14 protein-coding genes are annotated in these 25,023 nt (G+C 50.9%); 1 reads left to right on the top strand and 13 read right to left on the bottom strand.

Going from position 1 to position 25,023, the window contains the following annotated elements; translation table 11 throughout:
- The first annotated feature begins 95 nt into the window (after window positions 1–95).
- Window positions 96–872, top strand: a complete 777-nt coding sequence (locus PKO02S_RS23400) for an IclR family transcriptional regulator (protein WP_127586737.1) — start codon at window positions 96–98, stop codon at window positions 870–872.
- On the opposite strand, the gene PKO02S_RS23395 is transcribed toward PKO02S_RS23400, so the two are convergent.
- From PKO02S_RS23395 to hepB, 13 genes are all read right to left on the bottom strand, one after another.
- Window positions 864–3,044, bottom strand: coding sequence for a dihydroxy-acid dehydratase domain-containing protein (locus PKO02S_RS23395; RefSeq protein WP_127586735.1), 2,181 nt, complete (start codon window positions 3,042–3,044; stop codon window positions 864–866). The genes PKO02S_RS23400 and PKO02S_RS23395 overlap by 9 nt on opposite strands.
- 43 nt (window positions 3,045–3,087) lie before the next feature.
- A complete protein-coding gene (locus PKO02S_RS23390) occupies window positions 3,088–3,789 on the bottom strand; it encodes a FadR/GntR family transcriptional regulator (protein WP_164821633.1) in 702 nt (233 codons plus the stop codon).
- Between the two features lie 654 nt (window positions 3,790–4,443).
- Window positions 4,444–6,633, bottom strand: coding sequence for a DUF5703 domain-containing protein (locus PKO02S_RS23385; protein WP_127586731.1), 2,190 nt, complete (start codon window positions 6,631–6,633; stop codon window positions 4,444–4,446).
- A complete protein-coding gene (locus tag PKO02S_RS23380) occupies window positions 6,630–8,477 on the bottom strand; it encodes a DUF4962 domain-containing protein (RefSeq protein ID WP_164821632.1) in 1,848 nt (615 codons plus the stop codon). Before PKO02S_RS23380 ends, PKO02S_RS23385 begins: the two co-directional genes overlap by 4 nt.
- Window positions 8,478–8,616: 139 nt before the next feature.
- Complete coding sequence (locus tag PKO02S_RS23375) at window positions 8,617–10,008, bottom strand: sialate O-acetylesterase (protein ID WP_164821631.1); 1,392 nt, start codon at window positions 10,006–10,008, stop codon at window positions 8,617–8,619.
- A 61-nt stretch (window positions 10,009–10,069) separates the two neighbouring features.
- Complete coding sequence (locus PKO02S_RS23370; protein WP_127586725.1) at window positions 10,070–11,122, bottom strand: Gfo/Idh/MocA family protein; 1,053 nt, start codon at window positions 11,120–11,122, stop codon at window positions 10,070–10,072.
- 4 nt (window positions 11,123–11,126) lie between these two features.
- Window positions 11,127–11,867, bottom strand: coding sequence for a sugar phosphate isomerase/epimerase family protein (locus PKO02S_RS23365; RefSeq protein WP_127586723.1), 741 nt, complete (start codon window positions 11,865–11,867; stop codon window positions 11,127–11,129).
- Window positions 11,868–11,906: 39 nt separating this feature from the next.
- Entirely contained in the window at window positions 11,907–14,255 is a 2,349-nt protein-coding gene (locus tag PKO02S_RS23360; RefSeq protein ID WP_127586722.1) for an AraC family transcriptional regulator, read from the bottom strand.
- Window positions 14,256–14,376: 121 nt separating this feature from the next.
- Window positions 14,377–16,062, bottom strand: a complete 1,686-nt coding sequence (locus tag PKO02S_RS23355) for a type 2 periplasmic-binding domain-containing protein (RefSeq protein ID WP_127586720.1) — start codon at window positions 16,060–16,062, stop codon at window positions 14,377–14,379.
- 92 nt (window positions 16,063–16,154) lie between these two features.
- Window positions 16,155–16,844 carry a carbohydrate ABC transporter permease gene (locus PKO02S_RS23350; protein WP_307720036.1) on the bottom strand — a complete coding sequence of 230 codons (690 nt, stop codon included), beginning with the start codon at window positions 16,842–16,844 and terminating at the stop codon, window positions 16,155–16,157.
- A 249-nt stretch (window positions 16,845–17,093) separates the two neighbouring features.
- A complete protein-coding gene (locus PKO02S_RS23345) occupies window positions 17,094–18,050 on the bottom strand; it encodes an ABC transporter permease (RefSeq protein ID WP_246067230.1) in 957 nt (318 codons plus the stop codon).
- Window positions 18,051–18,381: 331 nt separating this feature from the next.
- The gene (locus PKO02S_RS23340) at window positions 18,382–19,314 is read right to left on the bottom strand and encodes a carbon-nitrogen hydrolase family protein (RefSeq protein ID WP_164821630.1); all 933 of its coding nucleotides are present in this window, start codon (window positions 19,312–19,314) and stop codon (window positions 18,382–18,384) included.
- Between the two features lie 71 nt (window positions 19,315–19,385).
- Window positions 19,386–24,500, bottom strand: coding sequence for a heparin/heparin-sulfate lyase HepB (hepB, locus tag PKO02S_RS23335; protein ID WP_218033950.1), 5,115 nt, complete (start codon window positions 24,498–24,500; stop codon window positions 19,386–19,388).
- Window positions 24,501–25,023 lie beyond the last annotated feature (523 nt).

Genomic DNA, 25,023 nt, shown 5'->3' with positions numbered 1-25,023 from the left:
CCGCTTATGCAGGCGGTGTAGCACGTCTTAAAACGAATATGCTATATTGAATGGGATCGCATGAAACCGATGGCAAACGAGGTGTACGCCCCTTTATGAAAATCAACAAATCCGCATCCAGAACCGTCGATTTGCTGAGCCTGCTCTCCCAGCATAAGAAGCCGATGACCCTTACGGAGATCAGTTCTCAGTTGAAAATACCGAAGAGCAGCACCTTTGAAATCGTCTACACTTTAGTGGAGAAAGGTTTTTTGGAAGTGGACGACGATCAGTTGAAAACGTTTAAAATGGGCATGAAGCTTTTTGAAGTGGGCGTCTCCTTCTTGAATCATACCGATTTGCATCAAATTTCGCGTCCCCTCTTGGATGAATTGATGGCGAAGACAGGCGATACCGTATTCTTGGCTGTAGAAGATAATGGGGAGATTGTCTACTTGGACAAGGTGGAATCCTATTCTTCGGCCATACGCAGCAATGCATTGTTGGGTTCTCGAAACAAAATGTATTATACCGGACTTGGCAAAGCTTTGTTGGCCAGCTATTCGAATGAGAAAGTGAAGCAAATCATAGGGAGCGGATCGCTCCCCACAAGAACGGACCGGACGATCAAACATTACGAGGAGTTAATTCTAGAATTGGCCAAAATCCGTGAGCGCGGCTTTTCCATCGACGATAGAGAGAGCGAACCGGAGCTCTATTGTTTTGCCGCGCCTATTTACGATCGTTCGGGTAAAGCGGTAGCCGCAGTCAGTGTGGCCACCCTCTATTCCAAAGTGACGCCTGAGACCTATGCCAAATTCAGTCAATCCATCGTGGAGACGGGATTGGAAATTTCCAAGCGGCTAGGGTATATCGGGAAACGACTATATTGATGTGGGGCTCATCGTCTTGATACCCGTCCACTTCAGATCCGCATCCAGAGCAACCCCCATCGGCACAACACCGCGAGATGCATCCGTACAGTCGCGCAATCGATTCGAGGCCGCCACTTGCTTTTGGCGCTTGCGCAAATGGTCCATCCGGGTTTGGCCTAATAGCTTGCGCTCCATTCGGATATCTCCCGTGTACCCTACTAACTTGCCTGATGCAAATTGCTCCGGATCCATCAGATCTATCGTTTTCTTACGGAATTGCAGATTCAGGAGATCGCCGTTCTGCAAATACAGGATGCCCCCGTCGTGATAAGCTTCCGGTGTCATATGCCCGATAGCCGCCCCGAATGTGACACCCGAATATCGCCCGTCGCTAATCAAGGTCGTAATGCGCTTTAATTGACGATGGGCATTGATATGCTGCATGGGGGTGAACATTTCCGGCATCCCGAACGCTTCGGGGCCTTGACCCGAAATGATGACGGCGATCTTCAACGATTCGTCGCGGACCATTCGATCGAACAGCTCCTCGTAGCTCGCATCGTGCAGCTCCTCAATAGAAACGGCTGAGTTATGAACGGCCATCTGCTTCAGGTGCTCCATTCTGAATAGGCCCGATCCCTTCAGGCGCTCCAATACATTCACATCCAAGAGCTGTTGATTGGCATCCCCTTCATTTTCATAATAAAGGACAAAGGCGATCTTCTCGTCGAATTGATCCAACTGCCACGTAGGCATGCCGCTTATTTTGACCACCGCATTATGGAAGAAATTACCCCGCAGCACGTCAATTCCACTGAACTTGCGTCTAGGTTTGCTGAGAATGATCGGATTGTCCGTTACTCCATCTGCTGAAAGCCCTTCCGTATTCGACAACCGTTCCCGCCACGTTTGCCCGGTAACCGTAGGGGCATCCAATTCCATCGGAACCCCGTTGCGCGTAAGCTCATAGACTAACGTTTCCATGCCTCGAATTTGACCCGTACAGCATTGCTGCGCCAGGACAAAGATGTCCCTTCCTTCCGTTAAGCTATAATCATATAAGTCCGGAATCGGATACTCCCGCTGAATGCGCTCCATATCCTCCAAAGTAAAATCAAAGCCCGCATAGATCATCGCGCCGACGATGTGCATGATTAAGTTGGAAGAGCCTCCGCTGGCGCTGTGAATCCGAATCGTGTTGCCGATATTAGCCTGGACCAACTCGCTTACACTGCATTCCGGCCGCGGAATAATCGAGAACAGCGACTCGATGGCCCGATTGATCTGCTCTTGCGTCGGCGGGTCCGTCAGCATTTCCAGCTCCGGGCATACCAGACCGAACCCTGCCGTTACTTCCCGGGAGCTGTTCCCGGTTCCATGGAACGCACAGATGCCGCCTTTGGAATCGCATGTATGGACGGCCAGTCGTTTCTCGAACTCTTTATGCCGCTCCTCAGTTAGTAGGCCTCTTTCGATCGCACGTTGAAACACGCCCTGAAAAGACGTATTGGACGAACATTGCAGAATATAGCTGACCGCTTCCTGGATGTCCGCAGCGATATCTGCGAATCCGGCGGCATTCGCTTGTTCGGCAAGCGCCGCAAGCTCCAGCTTCAGCTCGTCGGGAATCGTTCCCCCCTTAAGCACATGAGAGGGACTGAATGTCGCGAACACATGCGCCTCCCCGCGATAACGACGCACACGATCCAGATGAGCCAGGCCGCTTAATACGCCAAGCGGTTGTTTGTCGCAGCCCTGGATGACGAAGGCTCCGTGATAAGAATGGGCCTCCATCTGATTGACTACCATTTCAGCAATCGCGTTGCGGCTTTGCAGGGAATAGGACATCCCCATATTGCTCTGCGCCGTTCCGTCACACAGAACAGGGGTACTGAAATAAAAGGGGACTCCCCCTTCCCGCCAAATTTTCAGAGCTGCCTTGTTCACGGTTTCTTGATCCAGAATATGGGCCGGATGATCGGATGAACCCCCGATAATGGCGATTCTTGGCGCGTTGTGCTCTAATCGGTCATAGATGCGATCCAAGGTCCAGTCAGGGACACCGCCTTCATAACGTCCTCCTTCCCCTCTGAAGGCACGGTCCAATAATCCGGCAACCGTAATCGGTTCGTTAGCCTTCCCTTGTACATTATCCCGGTAAGGATTGATCGCATTGTTAATCGTAACCATCTTGTACCCTCCCCATGTTTCACTAGTAGCTCCAATCATAAATTCAGATGCCCCTATCAGATGACTGGTCTGACTCTTTAAGCCTGAGTACATCTTCTCTCACGTCCTGCAAATGAAGGTACATCATTTCTTTGGCTAATTTCCCGTTCCGCTGCTCTATGGCAAGCGCAATCAACATATGAAAATGAGCCGCCTTCTCGGGGCTTCCCTGAATCCGTTTGGTTTGACTGCGGCTCTCGGAGAGCATATCGGATATTCCTTTCATCACTTTGCTCATCACCTCATTCGAGCTTGCTTGGGCAATATGATCGTGAAAGGCAATATCGGAACGGAAGTAGTCCACACCGCCAGCAAGATCCTCCACCATTTGGGCAGCCGCCTCTTTAATGCCTTTTATTTGTCCCGGCGTTCCCCGCTCCGCTGCGAGCCTGGCCATTTCCGGCTCAAGAATCTCACGAAATTCCAGCAAGGAGACCAGATCTCCCATCGGAATGGGATCCAGCTCAAGCGGACTCTCTTTCCGCCAGTAATTTTGGCTTCGCACGAATATTCCGCGTCCATGCTCAATCAAGATGTACCCTTGGTTCTCCAGGATCCGCAACGCCTCCCGAAGCGTAGCCACACTAACGGCGAATTCCAACGCAAGCGCGTTAAGAGAGGGCAGCTTCTCCCCTCCTTTCCAAACCTCCTGCTCAATACGCTGTGTCAGCTCCGTGACGACCTTGGTGCTTGCCAATCTTTTCAAAATTCCACCCACTCATATGATCTGTTTTTAAACTCATCATATCACTTTAGTTGCAGGTGTGTAAATCCATAGTTTGTAGCGGGAAGATTGTTTGCTCGATGAACAATTCAACGGTCAGGTCCTCTGGCGTTTGTGTTCCGTTTGGCGCGTGGGGAGGGCAGGCAGCTGGGTTCCGGTCGCTGTTGTAATCGTGGACCTTGATGGAATGGGAGTAGTGGTGGGGCCACGCTTACAAAGGCGAACGCTTCGCTCCTCCACTCCAGCCGGCTGCCCCCTTCGGTTCTACTTTCGTTCAAGGCGGACCTCCAGGTAACGGATCCCGAAACGGGTGGACACGCCGCCGTTCATGCCGTAGAAGGGAATGCCACGTTTTCCCGCATTCTGATTCCGCACATTCACCCGTACAATAACAAACTCAACCCCCGCTAATGCCCGTAACAAGTTTGCTAATAACGAATATCCATTTGTTATGCGACCGCCCTCCGATTTTACCCGAAATATAGCAAACTTCAGTTTGCAATTAGCTAACTTTCGTTCTCTGCCCCATTTGCACGAACTTGCCACACTTGAGACAAAAAAAACCAGTAAGATCAAAGATGATCCAACTGGCTCTATTTGTATACTCCAAATAACTATCCGGCGCCTTGCCCTCCCCTACCGCTCGCTTGCGTCGCAGCAAACCACAACGTCCTTCAGCCGCTCTGCCGGCTCCACCTGCAGCCGCAGCGGCCGGCCCGGTTCATACGCCGCTTCCACCGTCGTCCCCCTGCCGGCGTGCAGCTTGAACCGCACCGGCTGTTCGCTCGGCCATGCCGGCAGCACATAGATCGCGTCGCCGCGCGTTTGCAGCAGCATGGACTGCAGCGCCATCATCGCCGCCGCGCCGTGGTCCTGGTCCGGCACCCAGTCGTAGTTCGGCCCGTAGAAGCCGGGGAATCGACCGAACGGAGTGCCAAACCGGGAAGCGATGTCCTGCCACGCCTCTTCCGCCAGGCCGAGCCAGGCCGCCTGGATGCCGTCCTGTTGCCAGCCGACGGCGCGCTTCACCCGGCGGGCCGTAAACGTGCGGCGGCCGATCTCCTCCGCGCCGCTGCCGATCGCGTATAGCGGGTACGGAAACACCGCGTACAGCTCGGGGTTTTCGGCGTTCATGATCGGTCCGATCAACTGCTCCGCTGCAGCGATGCGCGTCTCCCCGTCGGAAACGTCCAGCGGCACTTGCGGCAGCTCGCCGAGCATGCGCCGCCACTGCGCCGTGAGCCGTTCCGGCCACACGCCGTCTCCGCAAGCGAGCAGCTCCGTCAGCACATGCCGGAGCCCGGCCAGCTCCGGCGTCGGATTGACCGCCTCGTGCCACGTTTCCAGCGCCGACGCCGGCTCGAAGTGCAGTAATCCTGCCGCATCCCGCGGATAGTGCGCGTCGAAGAAGGCGAGAATCGCTTCCGCCAGCGGCAGCAGCGTCTTCTCGCGGAACGCTGCGTCTTCCGCATAAGCATCGTAGGCCAGCATCATCGTCACCAGCTCGAGCCCGCCCTGCCAATAATAGCGGATGTATCCGTTGACGACGTGCGCAATCGGCAGGCCGTCGCGGTTCCAACCGTAATTATCGTTTGCGTAGGTGCCCCAAAACGCCATCGTTTCGGGAAAATAAGCGCCTTCATGGCCGTAATACAGCTGCGTCCGCCCTTGGGCTAGCGGCAGCGCCTGCGCATACATGGCGAAGAGCGGCCGCATCAAGTCGCTATCGCCCGCCGCCAGCATCGGCCAGTACAGCAGGCGCGTGTTTTGAAACCAATAATGGCCGCCCCAGAGCCGATAGTCGGCATTGAAGCTTCTGCGCGGCTGATTTTCGCTTTCCACGACGATGTCCATCGTGAAGATCGAACCGTTAAACTTGATCGGGTGCCGCCCCCTGCCCGCGCAAGCGAGCAAATACCGCTGCAGCGCATACCCACGCGCAACGGTCGCCGCTTCCACGTCCGCCGCCAGCTCGATGTAGCTGCGCTGCCAGAAGGCGTCCCACCAGTTGAGATGCGCCGTCCGAGCGGCAACGAGCGGCATCCTTTCGCACACCGCCGCCACCTCCCGCAGCTGTGCGAGCCATTCCCCGGCCGACCCGGTTTGCGCGCCGTGCACGACGACCGTAAGCACCGCCTCCGTCACTTCCCGCTCCGTCGCCAATTCGCAAGGACCGATCCGGCGAAACCCCGTTCCCGCCATCCGTGCGCCGGTCGTCAAGCCGAGCAACGGATCCTCCAGCGACGCCATCAGCGTGCCGAGCCCCTGGTGCTCCATCGTCGCTGCCCATACACTGTGCTCGTTGCGATGGTACCAGATCACGCTGTCGTCCGCCGTATCCACTACCGTATCGGGCGCTTCTACCAGCGGCTCCGGCGCGTGTATGAAACCGTAAAATCCGCCCATCTCCACTTTCGGGATGACGCGCTCCTCCGTCCGCCACAGCTCCAGTCGGGCGGCGATCGCCACCGGCTGATCGGTCTGCGCCTCCACATGCAACGCCGGCCGGTTGGCATCGCACCATACCGCGATCCGAACGCGCTCACCGGCCGCCCCCGCTTCGATCGCCACTTCGCCGCGACGCATGGAGAGCGTTTGCCGAAACGGCCCGCGAAGCAACACGTTCGGCGTCATACTGACGCGAAGCCGACCTAGCTTGAGCAGCCTGCCGGTTTCGTCCCATGCATCGGTTTTGCTTATATAAACCAGCAGATCGCCGTTCTCCTCGACCCATACGTTCATCCCGATGTCGCCGTTCCCGGCCGGCATCGAATCCTGCGATCCGACGCTCGGACTGTCCCAGCTCACCTCGAATTCTTCACTCATGCTCCCACTCCCTTAGATGCGGTCCACAAATGTAAAGGCAGCATGTCCGGCCCTGTTTCAGGAAGCGATTGCCCCTCCCGCAAAGGGACCATCACAATCGAAATGGCGACATCCTTCTTCCCCTCCAGATGAATGGCCAGCTTGCGAGTCGGAATATTAGGGTTTACACTCCACTCTACAGGGGGATTCGACCATTGCTCTTCCGGGTCGGGCGATCCCGGCAGCGGCTTGGCCTCCATCACCTCGAATCGAATGTCCGCTTCAGGCGAAAAGATGACAATCCCGAACCGCTTGCCGTTCTTAGATAAAACTGCCGATCTGCCGTTGGCGGAAAGCTGGACTGAAGCGGCTCCATTTATATGAAGGAACCACCAAACCTCCCCGGGCTCCTTCAGGCCGGTCAGTTCGTCGCGAAGCCATATCGTATGATCTCCGTGAAGAAGGGCAATGCCTCGCTTCACTTGTTCAGCCGTTCTTGCATAATCCCCATATGCGGGAAGCGCATCCGCATAAGCTGAGGTCAGATCCATAATACCGAACGAGAACTCCCGGTCCGCATCCATACCGAAATGGGTAATAGGACCATACCCGTCAGGATTCTGATCAGGCATATGCTGCAACGAATCCACAACCGGTCTGGGATTGAGCACGAGCGTATTATGACCCTCTGCCCGATTGACGTAATACTTGTAACGCCACTCCCGGTCCCAATACCCCGTCCAGGTTTGCTCTTGGCTGGCATAAATGCCGTAACTGCCCGTCCCGAAGTCCTCGATCCATCGTTCGCCCATGGCATCCACAACGAAGGTTCCCATATCCGTCGTCGAATGAGGAGCGCTGTTGTTTCCTGCCTTGAAAGCCGCAAATACCGCATCCGAATCGTTCCAGGAGCTGCGAACGGACGATACTTCCACATGGCGAAAATGCATGCCGAGCGGCAAACGCTCCATCTCATCGGCCATATCCAGATGACTGGGCTGAAACCAGAGAAGCGATAACGGGAATATACCCGGCTTCTTCTTCCTTGCTTTCATCCACCACTGTGTATAGACCGGATTGTCATACCTCCGACCGAGCCAAAGCATTTGCTCCATCTCCGCTTTTCTGCAGAGACTATCGGCATAATTAAATACTCTTCCTGTTGGCCCGTCCATGTACATCGCGAAGTACCCGCTTTCGGCAATTCCGCCAAACGGGGCAAGCTGCCGGTCCGTGAACTCCCTTCCCAAAGCGGTATCCATCGACGCAAAGGCGCGGCACATGTTGAGCCAAGTGTAGTTCCAATACGCATACCCTTCATCCCAGCCGCCATCGGGGCCAAAGCTGTGAAGGGCATGAGACAGCGATTCCCAGGCACAAGCGAAGGCTTCGTCAGTCCAGCTTGCTTCTTCCGCTCCAATAGCCAGGGCTGCCATCATAACGCCGCCGTTGCAGACGATGTTCCAATTATTCGTTCGTTTCGACCAATTGGATTGGCTGTACGGGCCGCTGTGTCTGTATTCGATCAGGGCCGGCTTCAGTCCCTTCTCGACGATCGCTTCTCTGATCTGCCTGCGTTGTTCTTCCGTCCATGCTTCATAGCACCAATCATACGCAAGGGCTGCTGTTTGTAAATAGACGGAAGTGATCAGGAAGAAATGAGGCAACCAGTCCTCTCTTTTCAAGATGGGCTGAAGCTCCTCCCAAATACGCGAAGCGAATCGGCTATCCCTTTCCAAACGATACATCATCGCCAGCCTAACGATTCTCGGAAACAGCTTAGCTTCCCCCGTAACGGGATCAAGCGGCGGCTGATCCAATAGAAGCAACGCCCGTTCCTTGATGTCCTCCAACCATTCATTCATTAGGGGATAGTTTGCAATATTACTTTTTAGCCGTTCAAAATCACTCGCATCCGCAATCAAACGAGGATGTTCTTTGTGCAATCCTTCAAGCCAGTCCGACATTCCGGCATCCCCCCCTTCCCTAACTTGAATTAATCGCCTACCCCAAACTCTGGGACGTAAACGGACTGGCCGGCAGGCCTTCCTTGTTGAATAGGTTGGGATTGGCCGGCACCCGGCTGTACGCGTAACGCACATAAACGGGCGACGGTACGGAATCGGAAGACACCTCAACCGTATGGTTGGCCGCGATGGTCGCGGTTGCCTTATGGAAGATGCCGTTAGAACCGGCGACTTCGAACTCCTGCAGGCTTCCTCCGCCATTCTGATCATACACATCCTGCACCGCCAAACCGCCGCCGATCGAGCCAGGCTTGAATTCGACGATGATCGAGTTACCGCTAACATTTGCGGACTGGAATAAGGGGCCTGTGTATACCGTGGATGACGAATTTCCCGAAATCATGTATTCCATCATGAGGGACATACGCTCTCCAATCGTTTCTTTGCCGAGCGGATGCAAGTTGTCGGACGTTCCTTTATCCGTGTCGATCGTCACGACCATGCCGAGGTTGGCCGGATTGTTGACGTTGTCCAAGGCGAGGCGCTGCGCTTCCCGTACGGCAGTAAAGTCGTATCCGCTGTACCGGGCAAGCTGGGCATACACGAACGGCAGATCCTCCTCCCCCCACAGGGAGCGGAAATCGTTGATCATCGTAGGGAAAGCCTCGGAATACATCGTCCCGTTGTTCCAATCGCTCTCTCCCTGGTACCATAAGATTCCGGCGATCTTGTATTTGATAAATGGGGCGATATGATTGTTGAAGATAGAGCCGTCATCCGCGGCGAAAAGGGCAGAATGGTTTTCCGGCGCACTGCGAACCCAGCGCTCGATGCGCGTCCCGCCCCAAGACACGGACATAAGACCAATCGGAATGCCGGGGTTTCGGGTCAATTGCCGTTCCGCAAAAAAAAGTCCCAAAACCGAGACGCCCCTATGATTAGTGGAATGAAGTGAAAGCCATGTACGGCTGTCGTCGCGGAACGGGATGTTGAACTGGGGTGACGAAGCGTCGATCGTCGCGAGCGAAACATGTTTGATCAGCGGGTCGGTCGGCAGAGACGGGACTTGGTTCGGATCGATGCCATGCTCGCGGAAGCGCTGATAATCCTGTTGTATGTTGGACTGCCCGGCTAATACGAAGACGTCACCGACAAACACGTCGGTAACCGTTTCGGTCGTACTTCCGGCTGTGACGGTAAGGGTGTACGGACCTCCGGCGGGAAGCGGGTTCAGGGAAGCCGTCCAGTTCCCTTCCGAATCGGAAGTAACGTCCTGCCGGGAGGCGACGGATCCGTTCGTCAAGCTGACCGTCAGCGACGTGCCTGCCGCGGCCTTTCCCCATATGACGTGCGGTTTGCGGCGTTGCAGAACCATATTGGAAGTAAAGAAGTTCGGCAGTTCTAAACCTTGCTCATAGACTGTTCTCATTTTACCGGTACCTCCTCGTCTCATTTTCCAGCTCCGCAGGCCAGAAACAGATCCGCAACGGTTACTTCAATTCGTATCCGTTTTCTTTTCGGACTTCATCCGTGATTCGCAACACTTCCAGCGCTTCCTCAAGCTTGATGGGGAACGGAGCGCCACCGCGCATACTTCTATAAAGCTCATCCCAAAAATCATAAGTCGTCGCCGGATTCACGTGGATCGTATGCTGCTCCCATACAATCGGTTTGGTTTGGCTGAAAATCTGTCCAGGTGTTCCCGAATTGGCGGAAATAGGCTCCAAAATAACTTGCGGATCGATATGCTTCATGGTTATCGTATCTCCCGAAGCTGTAAGACTTCCTCTAGTTCCGTATAAGGTAAGGTAAGGCGATGGAAGACATACTCCTCCGCTGATTTCTATATCCGCGACACGCTTGTTTTCCCCTTGGAGCAGGATCTTCACATCGTCCTCCGCATCTCCTGCAGCCGCGACTTGCCCGAGATGACTCCATATACGCGAAACGGGGCTCTCCAGAAGCTGCAAGGCTTGATCGATAACATGCGGCCCCCAGTTGAGCAGCTGTCCTCCGCCAAAATCCTTAATCGTCTGCCAATCGTCGCGGCGACTAAACGCGTGCACACATAGCTTGATTCTGAACACGTCCCCGAGCACGCCGCTTGTCATCACTTCACGAGCGTGAAGGAAATTGCGGTCGAAGCGCCGATTGTGGCGAGCGTAAACCTGGACGTTCCTCCTGGCTGCCAGCTCAGCGATATGTTGGCCCTCTTCGTATCGCATGGCAATCGGCTTCTCAAGCAAGACATCTTTGCCCGCCTCAATCGCCATTATCGCATGCGCATAATGATCGTTAGATCGGCTTGCAATATCAACCAATTCCACATGCTCATCCCGAATCAGAGCTTCGATCGATTCATAAGCGGAGCAGCCATAACGCTCAACCGCTTCTTGCCTTCGGGTTTGAATCGGATCGCAGACGGCGACAATACGAAACTCAGTCTCTCTGCCCTTCAATTCATTGCAATGCATGCCCCAACCGGCCCTGCCAAGCCCCACCAGTCCGATTCGAATGGGATCCCGCTTTTCGATCGCATTCATACGATTAATACCCCGCCCTATGCAAATATTCTCGACTTGCCCTTAAATCGTCCAACGGCTCTTGGAGATGAGAATCATGTTCGACGAAGACCCAGCCGTCAAAGCCTATATGCGCTGCTTGATCAAGAATGGCTTTGACATCTAATCCCATGTTCCCTTGACCTAATCCGCAAAATCGACCTCTGCGATTCCAGGCCTCTGCTGACGGATTCTCAAGCAACCAATCCTTTATATGGATGACTTCGATACGCTCCCCATATTTTCGTATGATTTCTATGCAGTCGCCTTCCGCCGCGACAAAATGCCCAATATCGAACACAAGTTTGGTCTCGGGACAACGATGCAGGAAGGTCTCTAGCTCCTCCTGAGACTCGACTAACGAGCCCATATGATTATGAAGAGCCGATTGGATGCCTGCACGGCGGCATGCCTCCGACATAAGGTTGACTTGACGATAGAACACCTCGGTTTTTTTTTGCTCGCTTACCTGGGTCCAGACATAAGGCTTGCCTAGACCTGCTGTCCATTGAATGGATAATTCCAAGCTCGGTCCGCGTACAGTCGCAAAAGACATGCCGTCTTTGCGCATTCTTGCCGCTTTGCTTAGCGCCTCATCGGAGCTGAAGGCCGTTAATCGTTCAATACCCTCATACCCAATCTCACGTAAGCCTTTCCAGCGCTCTTCGTAATCGTAGAATCCGCCATCCCACACATTCATCCCGAAATCGGCGATTCCAATCTTCATACCGTTCACTCCCGTATCCTAGCTTTTAGTAGGTTTATTTTAGGGATCTTCGTAGGTCGTTTTTATCTTACGGAAGGACGTGGGATTAACACCCGTATGTCTCTTAAAAGCCCGACGGAAAGCAGTCGCACTGTTATAACCAACCTTGGCGGCTACCTCCTCGACCCGGTCACCCCTTTCAAGAAGGGAAACCGCATGGTTGATCCGGCACGTTTCCAGGTAATCGGAGTAATACTCGCCTGTTTTTTCTTTGAACAATTGAGAAAAGTACTCCGTACTGATGCCGATAAACTCTGCGACACTTTGAATGTTAAGCTGAGGGTCGCTGTAATTTAATAGTAGGAAGTTTTTCGCCTTACTGATCAACTCATCATGGCGGCCGAGTTGAGAGGACAGGAAGTAGGCGGATAAAATCCTATACATCTCATGGAATTTCTCCCAAGCTTCACTGACGGTAGGAGAAACCTGTATGTCTATGATAATAGTCATGACACTTTTTACTTTTTCTTCATTTATTTTACTGTTATGAATAAGCTTGTTCACCGTACCCAGCATATCGAATATCAATTGTTTGTAGGCATGCTCCGACAATTGCTTCTCCGAGAAATTAGCGTCGTACAGCTCATCCAAAACCGTAGCTATCCCCTTATACACGCCGGAATAAACCAGATTGATAATCCTGGTTTCCAGCTCCAGAGGATAGTAGAAGAACAACCGGATTTTGATATCCTGATACCAGACGATCACCTGCTTGGGGTCCAGATACGTTAATGCCTGCCTGGCCGCACTCAAGGAAAGCCCGATTTCGGACAAGCTTCTCACCGGGATGCCACCCGCCGCCAAGAGCTTGTTGCGAGTCTGCTTCCTCAGCTCCTTGGCTATCTCCCCGATACTGTTCTCCAAGTACTGCATCCAGGCTCCGGTGGGCTGCCAATCGTCCGGATCGGCCGGCCCGTTGAAAACGGCGATAACCTTGTTAAGATCGCTATCATGAATGTAAACCAGGTTATCCATCTGATTTATCATGTCATTCATGATCAGCTTAACGGCTTGCAATTGTTTCAATTCCAATTCCGTGATATGGCCCGTATCCCCGTTCAGATAAATGAGCAATGCGACATAATGACCCTTATGGATGGGGAGCTTTAGGCGGGAGATGTACGCTTCAAGCTCCGAGTCTGTAAAAATTTCATTGGAAAATAATTTGGAAAAAAACGCATATTGCAGAATCGGCAGCTGTTGGTCTATGCGGGAGCGAAGCTCCTCATTGTTGCTAACCAGAGCCATTACGGAGCCTTCCAGCTGCCTCAAGCCCATGGATTTGTTGGAGCTGCCTATTCCCAGACGCTCCACGGCTCGGATGATGGACAGCAGCGGCTTGCTGTTCCTTCTCGAAAGAACCACGGACATGATTAAGCCGAGCAAGATAAGCAAAGTCGTGATTCCCAGAATGATGTTTTTGATATAGAGCACTCTGTTTACTACCGTACTGTAAGGAAGAACAGAGACATAGGTCAACCCGTTTCCCTGCGAGTAGACGCTGTATACAAGCATACGCTGGTTACCGACCTTCATATCATTCATTCCGGTCTTCCCCATCATTGCTTTATGAATCGATAAGGTTGTTTCAGCATCCAACTTCGAATCTTTCGGCCATGTATCCAGAACCGCCCCGTTTTGGTCCAGAATACTTGCGAAGCTTCCGTTATTGATCAACAATTTACTGAAGATGCTGTGAATGTCTTTAATAGGGATTAGAAAATAGATACAGCCTTTAGGATTAATACTGGATTTGGGAATCGAATCTACATAAATCAGAACATCCTCCTGATTGATGCCATGTGTGTAGCTCGCCGCCGGCATGAATCCGGAACGATGAGTACCATCCAGTAGATTTTTGAATTGATTGTAGTTCAAGTCCCCATATTGCAACAATTCCCCATACTCTTCGCGCAGGTTGGTATAGGCCGTATCGGAAGTAATCAGAATCCCGTTGTTCTTGTTATATACGCCGAAGTCCGTGAAGAATTGGGTGGTTCCTTTATAAAGACTCATTTTGTCCAAGCTTTGCCGGACTGTATAGGTTAAATCACCGCTATCAAAGGTTTTCGTGGAGGAAAGGAGACTGTCAATAATCGGATCGCCGCTCACCTGTTTAATGATACTGTTCATCTCCCGAATCCGAGCATCCATATAACCGGAATACTGCTCGAGCATCTGAAGATTCGTCTGCTGGTAGTCGCTCTCTATCGATCTCAATTGCTTATAATAGATGGCCACGCTTACCAATAGGGGAAATGTAAAAGCGATCATATAGGGAAGCAGGAAAGAAACGAGTATCCACGATTTTTTGTTCGAACCCAGAACCCCGCCATATTGTTGTGTCATTATAATTCCCTCTTCGAATATACTTGAGAGCCTATAAATCCTCGTTTGTCCTATGGCCAAGGCCTGGTAGGGAGGGGATTCCCCCGTACAAGCGAATCCCCTTCCGATTTAAACGGCGCCCTTATTTCTTGAATACTTGTTTATCGTAAAGCTGTTGAAGCAGCGCGAGGTAGGAATCCAGCTTCAAATTCTTAAGTCCCTGTACATAAGTATCCCAACCGCTATCGATATTGAGATCCCCTGTGATGAAGCGGATCATGTTCTGATTGACATAGTTGGTAATCGCGAGCACGGACTGCTGGATTTGGGTAGACTGGTCGGCTGTGGTCCACAACTGAGCGATATTTTTCTCCAGGTTGGCGCTGCTCTTGAACGGCTCATACTTTTTGGCCATAATGGTCAGCCGATAGAAATCATAGGTCCATTTGTGCGGGCCGTAAATATCATCCGGGTAGACGACATTATAGCGTTGGAAATTGATCCAAGGTGTGGTCGGTTTTTGCACCAGACGTCCGGCATCCAGCTTGTCGCCTTTGTTGGGGTCCACGAATCCAGGCACATATCTCATGTCAAGTATCTTTGCCTGATCGCCGTACATGTTCTTATCTCCAGCTTTGGCCGGGACATACCGGACTCCCTCATCGCCGATCCAGTTCCACAAGAAGTTATCGGGATTAATCCAGAAATCCAGGTATTTAATGGCTGCGACAGGATCTTTCACTTTTTTGGTGATGACCCACTCGGCGCCGCTTACACGTTCATTATCCACCCAGTTCGTAAACCCTTTGCCGCTTGGCCCAACCAATGGAGGCAGCGCATCGAATGCCTTGTTCAGCTCGGTATCATTTGCAGTGAAGGGAACTTGCAGATGGGGAGCCGTGTAGGTGCCGCCCTTCAACTCGTTGCCGGCTTTGAAGAGCAGTCTGAACTGATCCGCCGTTTGCGTAAAGGCGCCGGGATCAATCAGGCCCTCCTTGTACAATTTGTTCGCCCACTGCAGGCCTGCCTTCCACTCCGGCTGAATGGCCGCCATTTGCAGCTTCTTGTTGCCGTCTACGTAGACGAACGAGTTTTTATCATCGGCCAGTATAAAAGGGTTCATCAAGAAGTATTGCAGCGGATTGTCTTTATAGCCGGTAAATGGCTGGACCCCGTTGCCGCGGGCTTTGAAGGCTCTCAAAGCCGACTCGAACTCAGCGGTTGTCTTAGGCATCTTGAGGCCGGCGTCCGTCAGCCATTGGGTATTGATATAAGCCATCGTCGGGGCATGACCGTAATAGCTCGAGTTAGGCATCGATATGCCGTAGATTTTGCCATCAGGCGCTGTAAGGTCCTCCAATAGATGAGGATAATCCTTTACCGCCGCTTTGATATTCGGAGCATACTTGTCGATCAGGTCGTTAAGAGGCAGCAGGATACCCTGGGAAGAATAATCGATGATGTCCTGGTTCGTAAGATTGGCATTGAAGAACATCTCGGGATAGTCGCCGCTAGCCAGCATTACCTTGGGGTCGCCGAATTTCAGGTCCAGGTGGATATTGGTTCTTTTCTCGAAATTCTGAAGCGCCCTGTTTTTCTCCGAGTAGTCGATAAAGCTTGAATTGTTGACAAAATAAGTTTGAATCGTCATTAATTTCTCGGAAATGAGCTCACCTGCAAGCTTTGGAGTTGCAGATGCAGTGGCTCCGCTTGAAGGGGTAGCAGACGGTTGAGCGGTCCCCTCTGATCCATTGTTTCCCGAACAGCCTGCGAGCAGTGTCGTGACAGACAAGAAAAGCGCAATAACTCCTTTTGCCTCGCGTTTCATACGAACCCTCCATTTATAATCTATTATATCATTTTGTCCTTAAGGAATAAGAATGCGGTATCCCGTACCATACCCTCCTTCTCTTTTTTTCTTCATCCCTTAAGCGACCCAATAAGGATACCCTTGATAAAATATTTCTGAATAAAAGGATAGAGGAACATAAACGGCAAGCTGGCGATGATGATCAGCGAATATTTGAGCAAGAAGCCGATGTAACGCGCATCCTCTACGTCCATGAATATACTCGCCTGCTCTGTCGACATTTCCGTGGTGAAGGTGGAAAGCGTTAGGATGTCCCGAAGTACAATCTGCAAGGGCTGCAGGCTAAGCTTATGAACATAGATCAGCGCTTCGAAATACGAGTTCCATTTCCCGATGGCATACAAGAGGATAATCACGGCAAGGACGGGTTTCGATAAGGCCAGCACCACATGCGTTACGAACTTGAAGTCGCTGCAACCGTCGATCTGCGCAGCCTGAAGCAGCTCTTCGGGAATATTGATCTGAAAAAAGGTGCGCGTAATGATCAAATTAAAGAGGCCCAGCGCAGTCGGGAAGATCATGGCCCATGGCGTGTCAATCATACCTAGCTTGGAAACCACTAGGTAAGTAGGGATAAGCCCCCCGCTTATGAACATGGGCAAGACGAACAGAAACATGAGTACGCCGCGTCCGTACATGTCTCTCCTGGAGAGCGGGTATGCGGCTAGTACGGTAAGAATGACGCTTACCGCCGTGCCCACCGTTGTGTAGAAGAGCGAATTAAGGAAACCCGTCTGCACGGCTTTACTGCTGAGTACCATTGTGTATCCGACTAAAGTAGGCTCTACCGGCAGGAAAGAGACTCTCCCCTCCGCGATCGCCCTCGGGGAACTGAAGGATGATGCAATTACATTAATAACCGGCACTAAAACGGCCAATGCGGCGAGACAAAGGCAAACATAAATGAATGTCATTAGCACTCTGTCGCCGAATCCCGTGTGTAAACGCAACGAACTTTTCCTTAAGCTTGACATTAGTTTTCTATCCCCCTACCACAAACTTGTTTCGTTCACCCTACGGGCAATCCAGTTGACACCGATGATCATGACGAGGCTGACTACTGCGTTGAATAGTCCTACAGCCGTTCCAAACGAATACTGGGCATTCTGGAGTCCGATCTTATAGACATAAGTGGATATGACCTCAGAAACGCTTGTATTAACCGGATTTTGCAAAAGGTAGGCTTTCTCGAAACCTACGCTTAATATGTGACCCGCGTTCAGAATAAAGAGGATCACGATAACGGGGAGAATACTTGGAATATCGATGTAGATGATCTTCTTCAGCCGGGATGCTCCATCCAACAACGCGGCCTCATACAGGGACGTATCCACGCTCGCCAACGCCGCAATATAGATAATGGCTGCGTATCCGGTACGCTGCCATATCCCCGACCAAACGTATAAATGCTGGAACATCATCGGTTTAGACAAATAATCCACTTTTGCCAGTCCGATCGCATGCAGGATCGAATTCATAATCCCGCCGTAAGAGAACACTTGCATAACAAGCCCGATTACAACTACCGTCGACAGGAAGTAAGGAATGTAAGTAACCGTTTGCACGAATTTCTTGAATGCCATCGATTTGATTTCATTCAGCATTAACGCCAGCACAATCGGAAAGGAAAAGCTGGCCAAAAAATCATATAGGCTGAGCGTTAAAGTGTTTCGTAGCAGCTGAGAGAAGCTCGGTGACGTGAAGAACATCTCGAAATACTTGAATCCGACCCAGGGACTGCCCCATATTCCTCGTGAGACTTTATATTCCTTAAAAGCAATCAGAATCCCATACATGGGAATGTACTCGAAGATGATGAGACTAAGAAAAGGTAACGCCAGCAAAACATACAACTGCCAACTCCGAATGATACGTCTTAGATGTTCATGGACTCTTTTTCCGTCCAGGAACGTTTTGCGGACCATAACCTCGTGCTTCATTTTCATTTTTCCTCTTCCTCCTGAATTTCTGTAACCGCATGCAGTATCAAGGCTAATTGGGTTAGCGTGAGACATGGGTCGAGTCTAAATGATCTACATTCGATGAACAAGATACACTTAACGAGAAAGCGTACCTTTGCCGTACACGGCGATGAAATGGCTTAATTCTTGTATTTTGCCTTAATGATGGCATGGAATATCGATAATTTCGGGTGGTAGTATGGGAGGGAACAATCCTGAAGGAGGAAAATGAAGAAGGAGGAGTATCCATGTTGAAAAGAAATAGAAAGCACGCTTGAGCTTCTCCATCAAGATGAAGGAGTCAAGCGTGCTTTCTTTATCGATGTTGAAATCGAGTAACTGCACTTCTTTGGAGATATTCATCTATCAATTCTATTTTGAATTCTCGGATAATTTGGTTTACATCAAGACCTTCCGATTCACTGGAAATAAGAATGGACCCTTGAAAGCCCGGATCTACGACTTTGATGCCCCGGCCGTATTTGCGCTTTGCATCCTTTATTTTTTGAAAGTTATTATCCCAAAAAGCTACTTTACAATCCAGATTTATCGTATGGGTCACGTAGCGTGTGTAGTTGCTGCTGGTCGCAATCGTTTGCCCAAGAGGGGATATTACATAGCTCTGTACTCCTGCTACAGCGCCTACAAGATGCGCTCGGGAGCTGTAGGCCCATGAATTTGCAAGAGAGCCGCCATGCATTAACGAGGAATAAATAATGATTTCAGGTTTACAATCCGCATACCGTTGTAGATGCGCATCAAATAAAAGATCAAAACAAATACCGCAAGCCACCGTCCCAAAATCGCATTCCATCAGCTTTACTTCATTACCGGGGCGAATATTCTGATCCTCCATTTCCTCGATGGTTGGGTAATTTTTGTCATAGATTCCTATAATCACGCCGTTTCTATCGATCAGCTGGGTGCTATTTCGCCATGTCCCGTCAACCATCGGACGAATCGAGGAGTAGGCCATATAACTTCCGGATTTTTGGGCGATCGAACACATGAACTGTTCCATTTCTTCTGCATACTCCAAACAAAATGCCCGTTCCCTGCTTGAAGATAACCCGCGTGGAACATTACTTTTCTCAGGCAGCACAATCAGCTCAGGTTGGTCGGGCAGCACTAGTTCGAGTTGTTGCTGCCAATAAGTTCGCAAACTTATCGCGATCTGCTGACTGGAGTGACTTCCCAATACATGTAGAGGGGGCGTGCAAATGGAACTAACGGTTACTTTCCTCGCCATGAAACTCTTCCTCTCCTTGGTATACAGATGAAGACGGGTAATAATACCCGCCTTCATCAATTCGTGAGCTATTAGGACTGTAAATAGAATGCTACTTCATTGATCGACGTCCAGGCCGAATAGGGACCGTCATTCCCGTGTCCAATTATTCGAATGTATCGCGCTGTTACGGGATCAAAGGACGTTATTTGAAAACCGCTCGCAATCGAACTTTGTCCGCTGAACACCGTCGTGAACGTGACTCCATCTGTGGACACTGCAATATCATACGTAATTCGTTGTTTGATGGATTGATACCATACAATATCCGCACGTGAAACAAGCTTACTTTCACCGAAATCATACTGGATCCAAACGCCATCTCCCGAACCTTGCCAGGTTGAACCGTCTATTATGCTGCCATCAATCGTGTTGGTTGCTAGTCCTTCGGGTTCCATGCTTGCGGTGACTGCTGTGATAGCAAGCTTCGGCAATAATGTTATGGTCTGAGCCGGATTTTCCGAAGGAACCGTAATCGAACGAGTGTCGCTCGAGCTTCCAGCATTAGAAGTGTCCAGGATATAGTTGCCTGCAATGAGGTCGATCAATGTAAAGCTGCCATCCCCTGCAGTAGTTGCCTTACCGACAACTGTACCATCAAGCTGTGTTCGGATCGTAACGGACGCCCCAGCAAGCGGGCCAACCCCTCCCTGGTATACAACTCCGGTAACTGTAAAACGTTCTTGCAGACTAACCGTGACAGACGGTCCTGTGTTCGACAAGAGCCCCGAAGTGTCCACTGCTTCGATACGGAATGTATGGTAGCCAGGCGTTAACCCTGATATAGCGGCGCTGTAGGTCGATCCGGATACAATCGCAAGCAGCTTGCCCGACTCGTAAATCCGGTATGCGGCAATCGGTGCTCCGCCTGCCTCCGCACCCGTCCATGACAACGTCGTCCCGGAAGCCGATATATTCATCGCAGACACATCGGCAACACGCGACCAACTCGGCTTCTGGTCGGCAGGCAGCGTTCGTTCTGCTGAACGAGTAAGTACATATTCTGCCGGAGGCCCTTCAAATTGAAGCACACTGCCCTCTGACGTAACTTCAACTTGGGTCAACGCCGTTTGACCGTTTCGCTCTATCGTCCAAAAACCGGCAGCAAGATCCGTTACAACATAACTCAAATGATCCTCCTCTCCGTACACTTGGAACGTTACGCTCCCGCTTAATTTCGTGTCGCCCTTCCCGAACAGGACGACTCGATCCGCTATTTTCGCACCGACCAGATCAGTCGACTCGATGATAGCCGGTACCAGCGGTTCGGGGCCGTTCGTATTGTCCATCACTTGGATGACATTAAGAAAGGTATCATCCGCCTGATGAGTGTTCGGTGAGATTTGAATCCGCCAGGCGCCGGGTTCATCCGATGTATTGTTGTTTGTAGGGACTGCCGGGTAGTTGGTACCGAATACATCAAATTCATGTCCTTCGCCACCGATAACTTCCGTCGTGGCCTCTTCCAACACCGGCAGCAGCGCAGTGTTCACTAATTTTCCGTTGTTCCCATGGCCCGATTTGGTAATCGTAGTGGTGTTGCCGTCTACAACCGGTTCTTCCGTACTGTGTAGCAACCAGTACTTCGTATTATCCGGATTCGTTGCTTTCACTTTGTCATATACGATCATAGCCGCAGGATGGCGACTGTCCTTCAAGTTCAGGAACATGAAAGACCGTGTATACGACTCCGCTTTTCCCGAATAGGCGGCAGCCAGGTCGCCCTTCAAGTAACTAAAATCAGGACTCCACTCATCCGCACCCGTGGCATGAGCTAACACTTCGGCCACTTTGTAGTCATTTTGAAGCTCATATACGTTTTTGGCAACCGCACTGCCATTAATCCATTGTTGGCCGCCATCGTTGGAGATCGGATTTCCATAAAAATCAAAGTCTTCTTCCGGATCATAGATCAGCATGGCATTATGAGCGATCGTCCTTTTGTGATAATTAATATCGTGACTGCTGCCGTATGCGCTACCGACCCCGTTATAAATCCCGGAATCGATTGCCAAGCTGCCTTTATAGTAAATCTGAAAGGCTCCTGAATCCAAATGACTATGGTTATTAAACTGATATTCCTTTATTTTCATTTCTGCTATAACATCGGATGTGCCTACTTCATCCCCCCAGCCTGTTCGAGCAATCATAGAGCCATAGGGGGATCCGAAATACTTTGTCAAAGGCAACTCGCTTAGTGGACTTGCTGGCAAAGTCGGATCATGAAACAAGAATGCTCGGATCGGGTTCACTACAGATGGAGCGATCGCATATTGGCGTAAATATTCATCCATCAAGTAAGGGTCCTGATATTGGCCGGCACTATACAGAAACAAATCGGGATAGTACCAATACGAGCCTCTTGCTTGAGTGGAGCTCATATAGGAGTCTCCATCTCTCAGCAACTGACCGTCCGGCCGTCTGGAATAAAGATAGGCGTAGGGTGCTTTCCCCTCTTCAGGTCTCAAGAGTGGATCCGCCCCCATACCTGAGAAAATCAGGTTCATCATGAGCTCATAGGAAAGCTTGGGCTGGCTGTAGGAATCCCCCTGATAGTACATTTCAGAAGCAAGAATAAAGTCGCGAACGGGTAAAAAATCGTTGATCAGCGAGTCCGCAATATCTAAGTAAACATCATCCTTCTCATCAAAGACGGCTACGCCGAAGCTAAGCAAATCAATAAAAGTATTGGCTTCATTGTCGTGTCCGCTTACGTAGCTCCTGAACGCCGGAGGGTAGCCAAATTCGAAATAACGAGTCAATGAAATAATCCGATCAATTAACGTTGCCTTTTCCTCTTCACTTAGTAAGGCATAGCACCAATCGTATACGATTGCAGCCGATGTCATCGCTTGACCGGCATACTTCGATTTGAAGTAAGCATCGTAATTGGCCGAAAAGTTAACGGTGTCCAGATAGTTGCCAACCATCGCTATCGCATCTTTGCCCAGCTCTTCATCCTCTTGCAGTAAATACATCAAAGCCTTGGCTTCTATACTCTCGAGAAGCGCAGAATTAAAGTTTGTTGAATAAACGTTAGGATTGATTGGCGGTAAACTTCCGTCCTGTGAAGATTGCGATCGATAAACGATACGTCCCCAAGCCGCTTGCATATCCGGGTCGGTTACCTTTTGCCGTAGCTCCGGAATGTCGGAGCCTCGGATCAGCAAGCGTGGATGCTCCTCGGGCGGCACCGGTACACCAGATGCGGGAGCCAGTATGATAGCCGTAGTCAGCGGCCCTCCATTGGACTCATTCCCCAGTTCGTCAAGGGCCTCCACCCGAAAGGTATGGGAACCGACATTCAAATTGTGCAAGGAAAGACTTCGTATATCTCCATCGACTGCACCTAGCAGTGTCGCTCCCTCATAAAGCTTATAACCACCAATGACACCTCGGTCATCGAAAGCTCCGTCCCAGGATAAAGTGACGCTGTCCAGACGTTTCGTACTTACCTTCATGGAACCGTCGATCCAAATGGGCAGCCCGTCGTCCATTGTAAGATAATCAATCCAGTACGTGCCGGTCATATCCTGTGGCAAATACTTGATTCTGTCAAAACTAGATCGCCCGGAAATCGTAGGTAGACCTCGTTCCGTAAACGTCCCGGACACCTTGTCAATCCGATCGTCAGTGCCTGTATAGCTCTTGAAAGCTTCGCTTAGGATGGTCAAGTCGTATTTCGCAGCTTCCAGATCAAAAGTGAACCGAATCGTGAGCCACTTTCCCAAATAGGGGGCGTCCGGGATATTCGTCTGGCCGCCGCTGTCATTGAAATATCCTAAATGCCCAAAGGAGTAGAAGACGCCTGCCACCTTCTCTTGAGCGGGATTGTAAAAGATCACATTCAAATGCTCCCGAGGATGGTTCAGCTGTTCGATTCGCACTTTCGTTTCGAATCCGACGGAACCGGTTTGGTTTACGAACCGACGCTCCGCCGTAGCGGCAGCCCGATAAGGATTGCCGGAGTCATAATCATTATCCGTCAAACGCAAGCTTTTATTGGATACGTTGTCCGGTAGAGCATCGTACACAACCTCCACAACCCCATAGGTGCTATCGATATACCACCCTGATCCTGAAGCGCGTACGCCCGTCGATTCCCCATCAAACGTATCCTTGAACGAATGAACCACTAAGGTCGCGGATGCACTCGGGTTGTAGATGGTTTTATGACCTGCATAATCCTCCGCCTCCACAACGAAATGATGGGTTCCGGTCGTAAGGTTTACGATCCTAGCACTCTGCTTATTTCCGGACACGGATTGGACCCAATTACCGTCTGCATATAAATTGTACTTAGCAATTTCGAGATCGTCTGCAGCGCCTTCCCATACCAAATCCGCCGTAGACGACCCGGTTCCATTCACTGTCAGTGTGCCGTTGTTCCAGACGGGAGCATCGTTATCCATTAACAAGTAGTCAATTGAATATTGACCGCTGAATGCCTGCGGCAAAAACTTGATTCGATCGATGCTCGTTCTTCCCGCGATTGTGGGAAGTTGAATGGTGTAAGTCCCTGTGGTCGGATCAAGGTGTACATCGTCTCCCGAAAATAATTTGAGCGCATCACTGGTGATAGTAAGCTCGTATTCAGCTGCGGCCAAATTGAAATTGAAGTGAACCGTGATCCATTTGTCTAGATAGGGGACGTCCGGTATGTTCTTCTGTTCTCCAATGTCGTTAACATATCCCAGATGCCCATAAGAATAATAGATGCTTGCCACCTTCTGCTGAGCGGCGTTGTAAAACACCATATTGAAGTGCTGACGCTCCGTGTCATAAGCGCTGATCCGGAATTTACTCTCAAATGTCACGTTGCCCGTCTGATTCGCGAATCGCCGCTCCGCGGATGCCGCATTGCGATAAGGAAAAGCGGCATCATTGTCATTGTCGAGCAAAACCAAGCTTCTATTCCCTGCTTCGTCACCAACAGGAATTTCAGCGATTTCGCTTGTACCGTATAGACTTTCGAAATACCAACCTCCGCCGGTTACACGAGGACCCACCGGCTCCTGGTCAAACGTATCGCGGAACGAAGTGACGTTTAGCGGAACAGTAATGGAGGGACGATAGGATGACTTATTCCCGGCGTAGTCCTCCGCCTCGACCGTAAATACATGAGTAGTTGGTGACAATCCGGTCAAGGTAATGGTGGAGGCATCCCCCGATACGCTGCCAATCGGATTCACACCCTCATATACGGTGTACCTGGCAATCGCCAAATCATCCGAGGCAACGTTCCAAGCTAATGTAGCGCTCGTTGCCGTCTTACTTGACAGCGTCACCCTTCCATCCTTCCAAGCCGGTTTTTCATTATCCATCGTCAGATGGTCGATCCAGTACACGCCCGTCACATCTTGAGGCAAATACTTCACCCGATCGATAGTCGTCCTGCCCGATATCGTCTGCAACCCTTGCTCGAAGAACGTCCCGTTCCCCTTATCAATACGAGTGTCACTTCCAGTGAAGTTCTTAAGCGCATCACTAATAATGGTCAAATCGTACTCAGCTGCAGCCAAGTCGAATGAAAACCTTAGCGTGATCCATTCTCCCAAATAAGCGGCATCCGGAATATTCGTCTGATTTCCGCTCGAGTCGAAATAACCCAAATGGCCGTAGGAATAATAAACACCTGCTACTTTTTGCTGGGCGGCGTTATAGAAGATT

The sequence above is a fragment of the Paenibacillus koleovorans NBRC 103111 genome (assembly GCF_004000845.1).
Classification (GTDB): domain Bacteria; phylum Bacillota; class Bacilli; order Paenibacillales; family NBRC-103111; genus Paenibacillus_AA; species Paenibacillus_AA koleovorans.
The sequence above is the reverse complement of the archived record's forward strand: the minus strand, read 5'-3'. Positions and strand labels throughout refer to the sequence as shown.

Excerpts from the sequence above, each read along its gene's own strand:
- PKO02S_RS23400 (WP_127586737.1), top strand. The coding sequence starts at position 96 with ATGAAAATCAACAAATCCGCATCCAGAACCGTCGATTTGCTGAGCCTG.
- PKO02S_RS23395 (WP_127586735.1), bottom strand. The coding sequence starts at position 3,044 with ATGGTTACGATTAACAATGCGATCAATCCTTACCGGGATAATGTACAA.
- PKO02S_RS23385 (WP_127586731.1), bottom strand. The coding sequence starts at position 6,633 with ATGAGTGAAGAATTCGAGGTGAGCTGGGACAGTCCGAGCGTCGGATCG.
- PKO02S_RS23380 (WP_164821632.1), bottom strand. The coding sequence starts at position 8,477 with ATGAATGAATGGTTGGAGGACATCAAGGAACGGGCGTTGCTTCTATTG.
- PKO02S_RS23375 (WP_164821631.1), bottom strand. The coding sequence starts at position 10,008 with ATGAGAACAGTCTATGAGCAAGGTTTAGAACTGCCGAACTTCTTTACT.
- PKO02S_RS23370 (WP_127586725.1), bottom strand. The coding sequence starts at position 11,122 with ATGAATGCGATCGAAAAGCGGGATCCCATTCGAATCGGACTGGTGGGG.
- PKO02S_RS23365 (WP_127586723.1), bottom strand. The coding sequence starts at position 11,867 with ATGAAGATTGGAATCGCCGATTTCGGGATGAATGTGTGGGATGGCGGA.
- PKO02S_RS23360 (WP_127586722.1), bottom strand. The coding sequence starts at position 14,255 with ATGACACAACAATATGGCGGGGTTCTGGGTTCGAACAAAAAATCGTGG.
- PKO02S_RS23355 (WP_127586720.1), bottom strand. The coding sequence starts at position 16,062 with ATGAAACGCGAGGCAAAAGGAGTTATTGCGCTTTTCTTGTCTGTCACG.
- PKO02S_RS23345 (WP_246067230.1), bottom strand. The coding sequence starts at position 18,050 with ATGAAAATGAAGCACGAGGTTATGGTCCGCAAAACGTTCCTGGACGGA.
- PKO02S_RS23340 (WP_164821630.1), bottom strand. The coding sequence starts at position 19,314 with ATGGCGAGGAAAGTAACCGTTAGTTCCATTTGCACGCCCCCTCTACAT.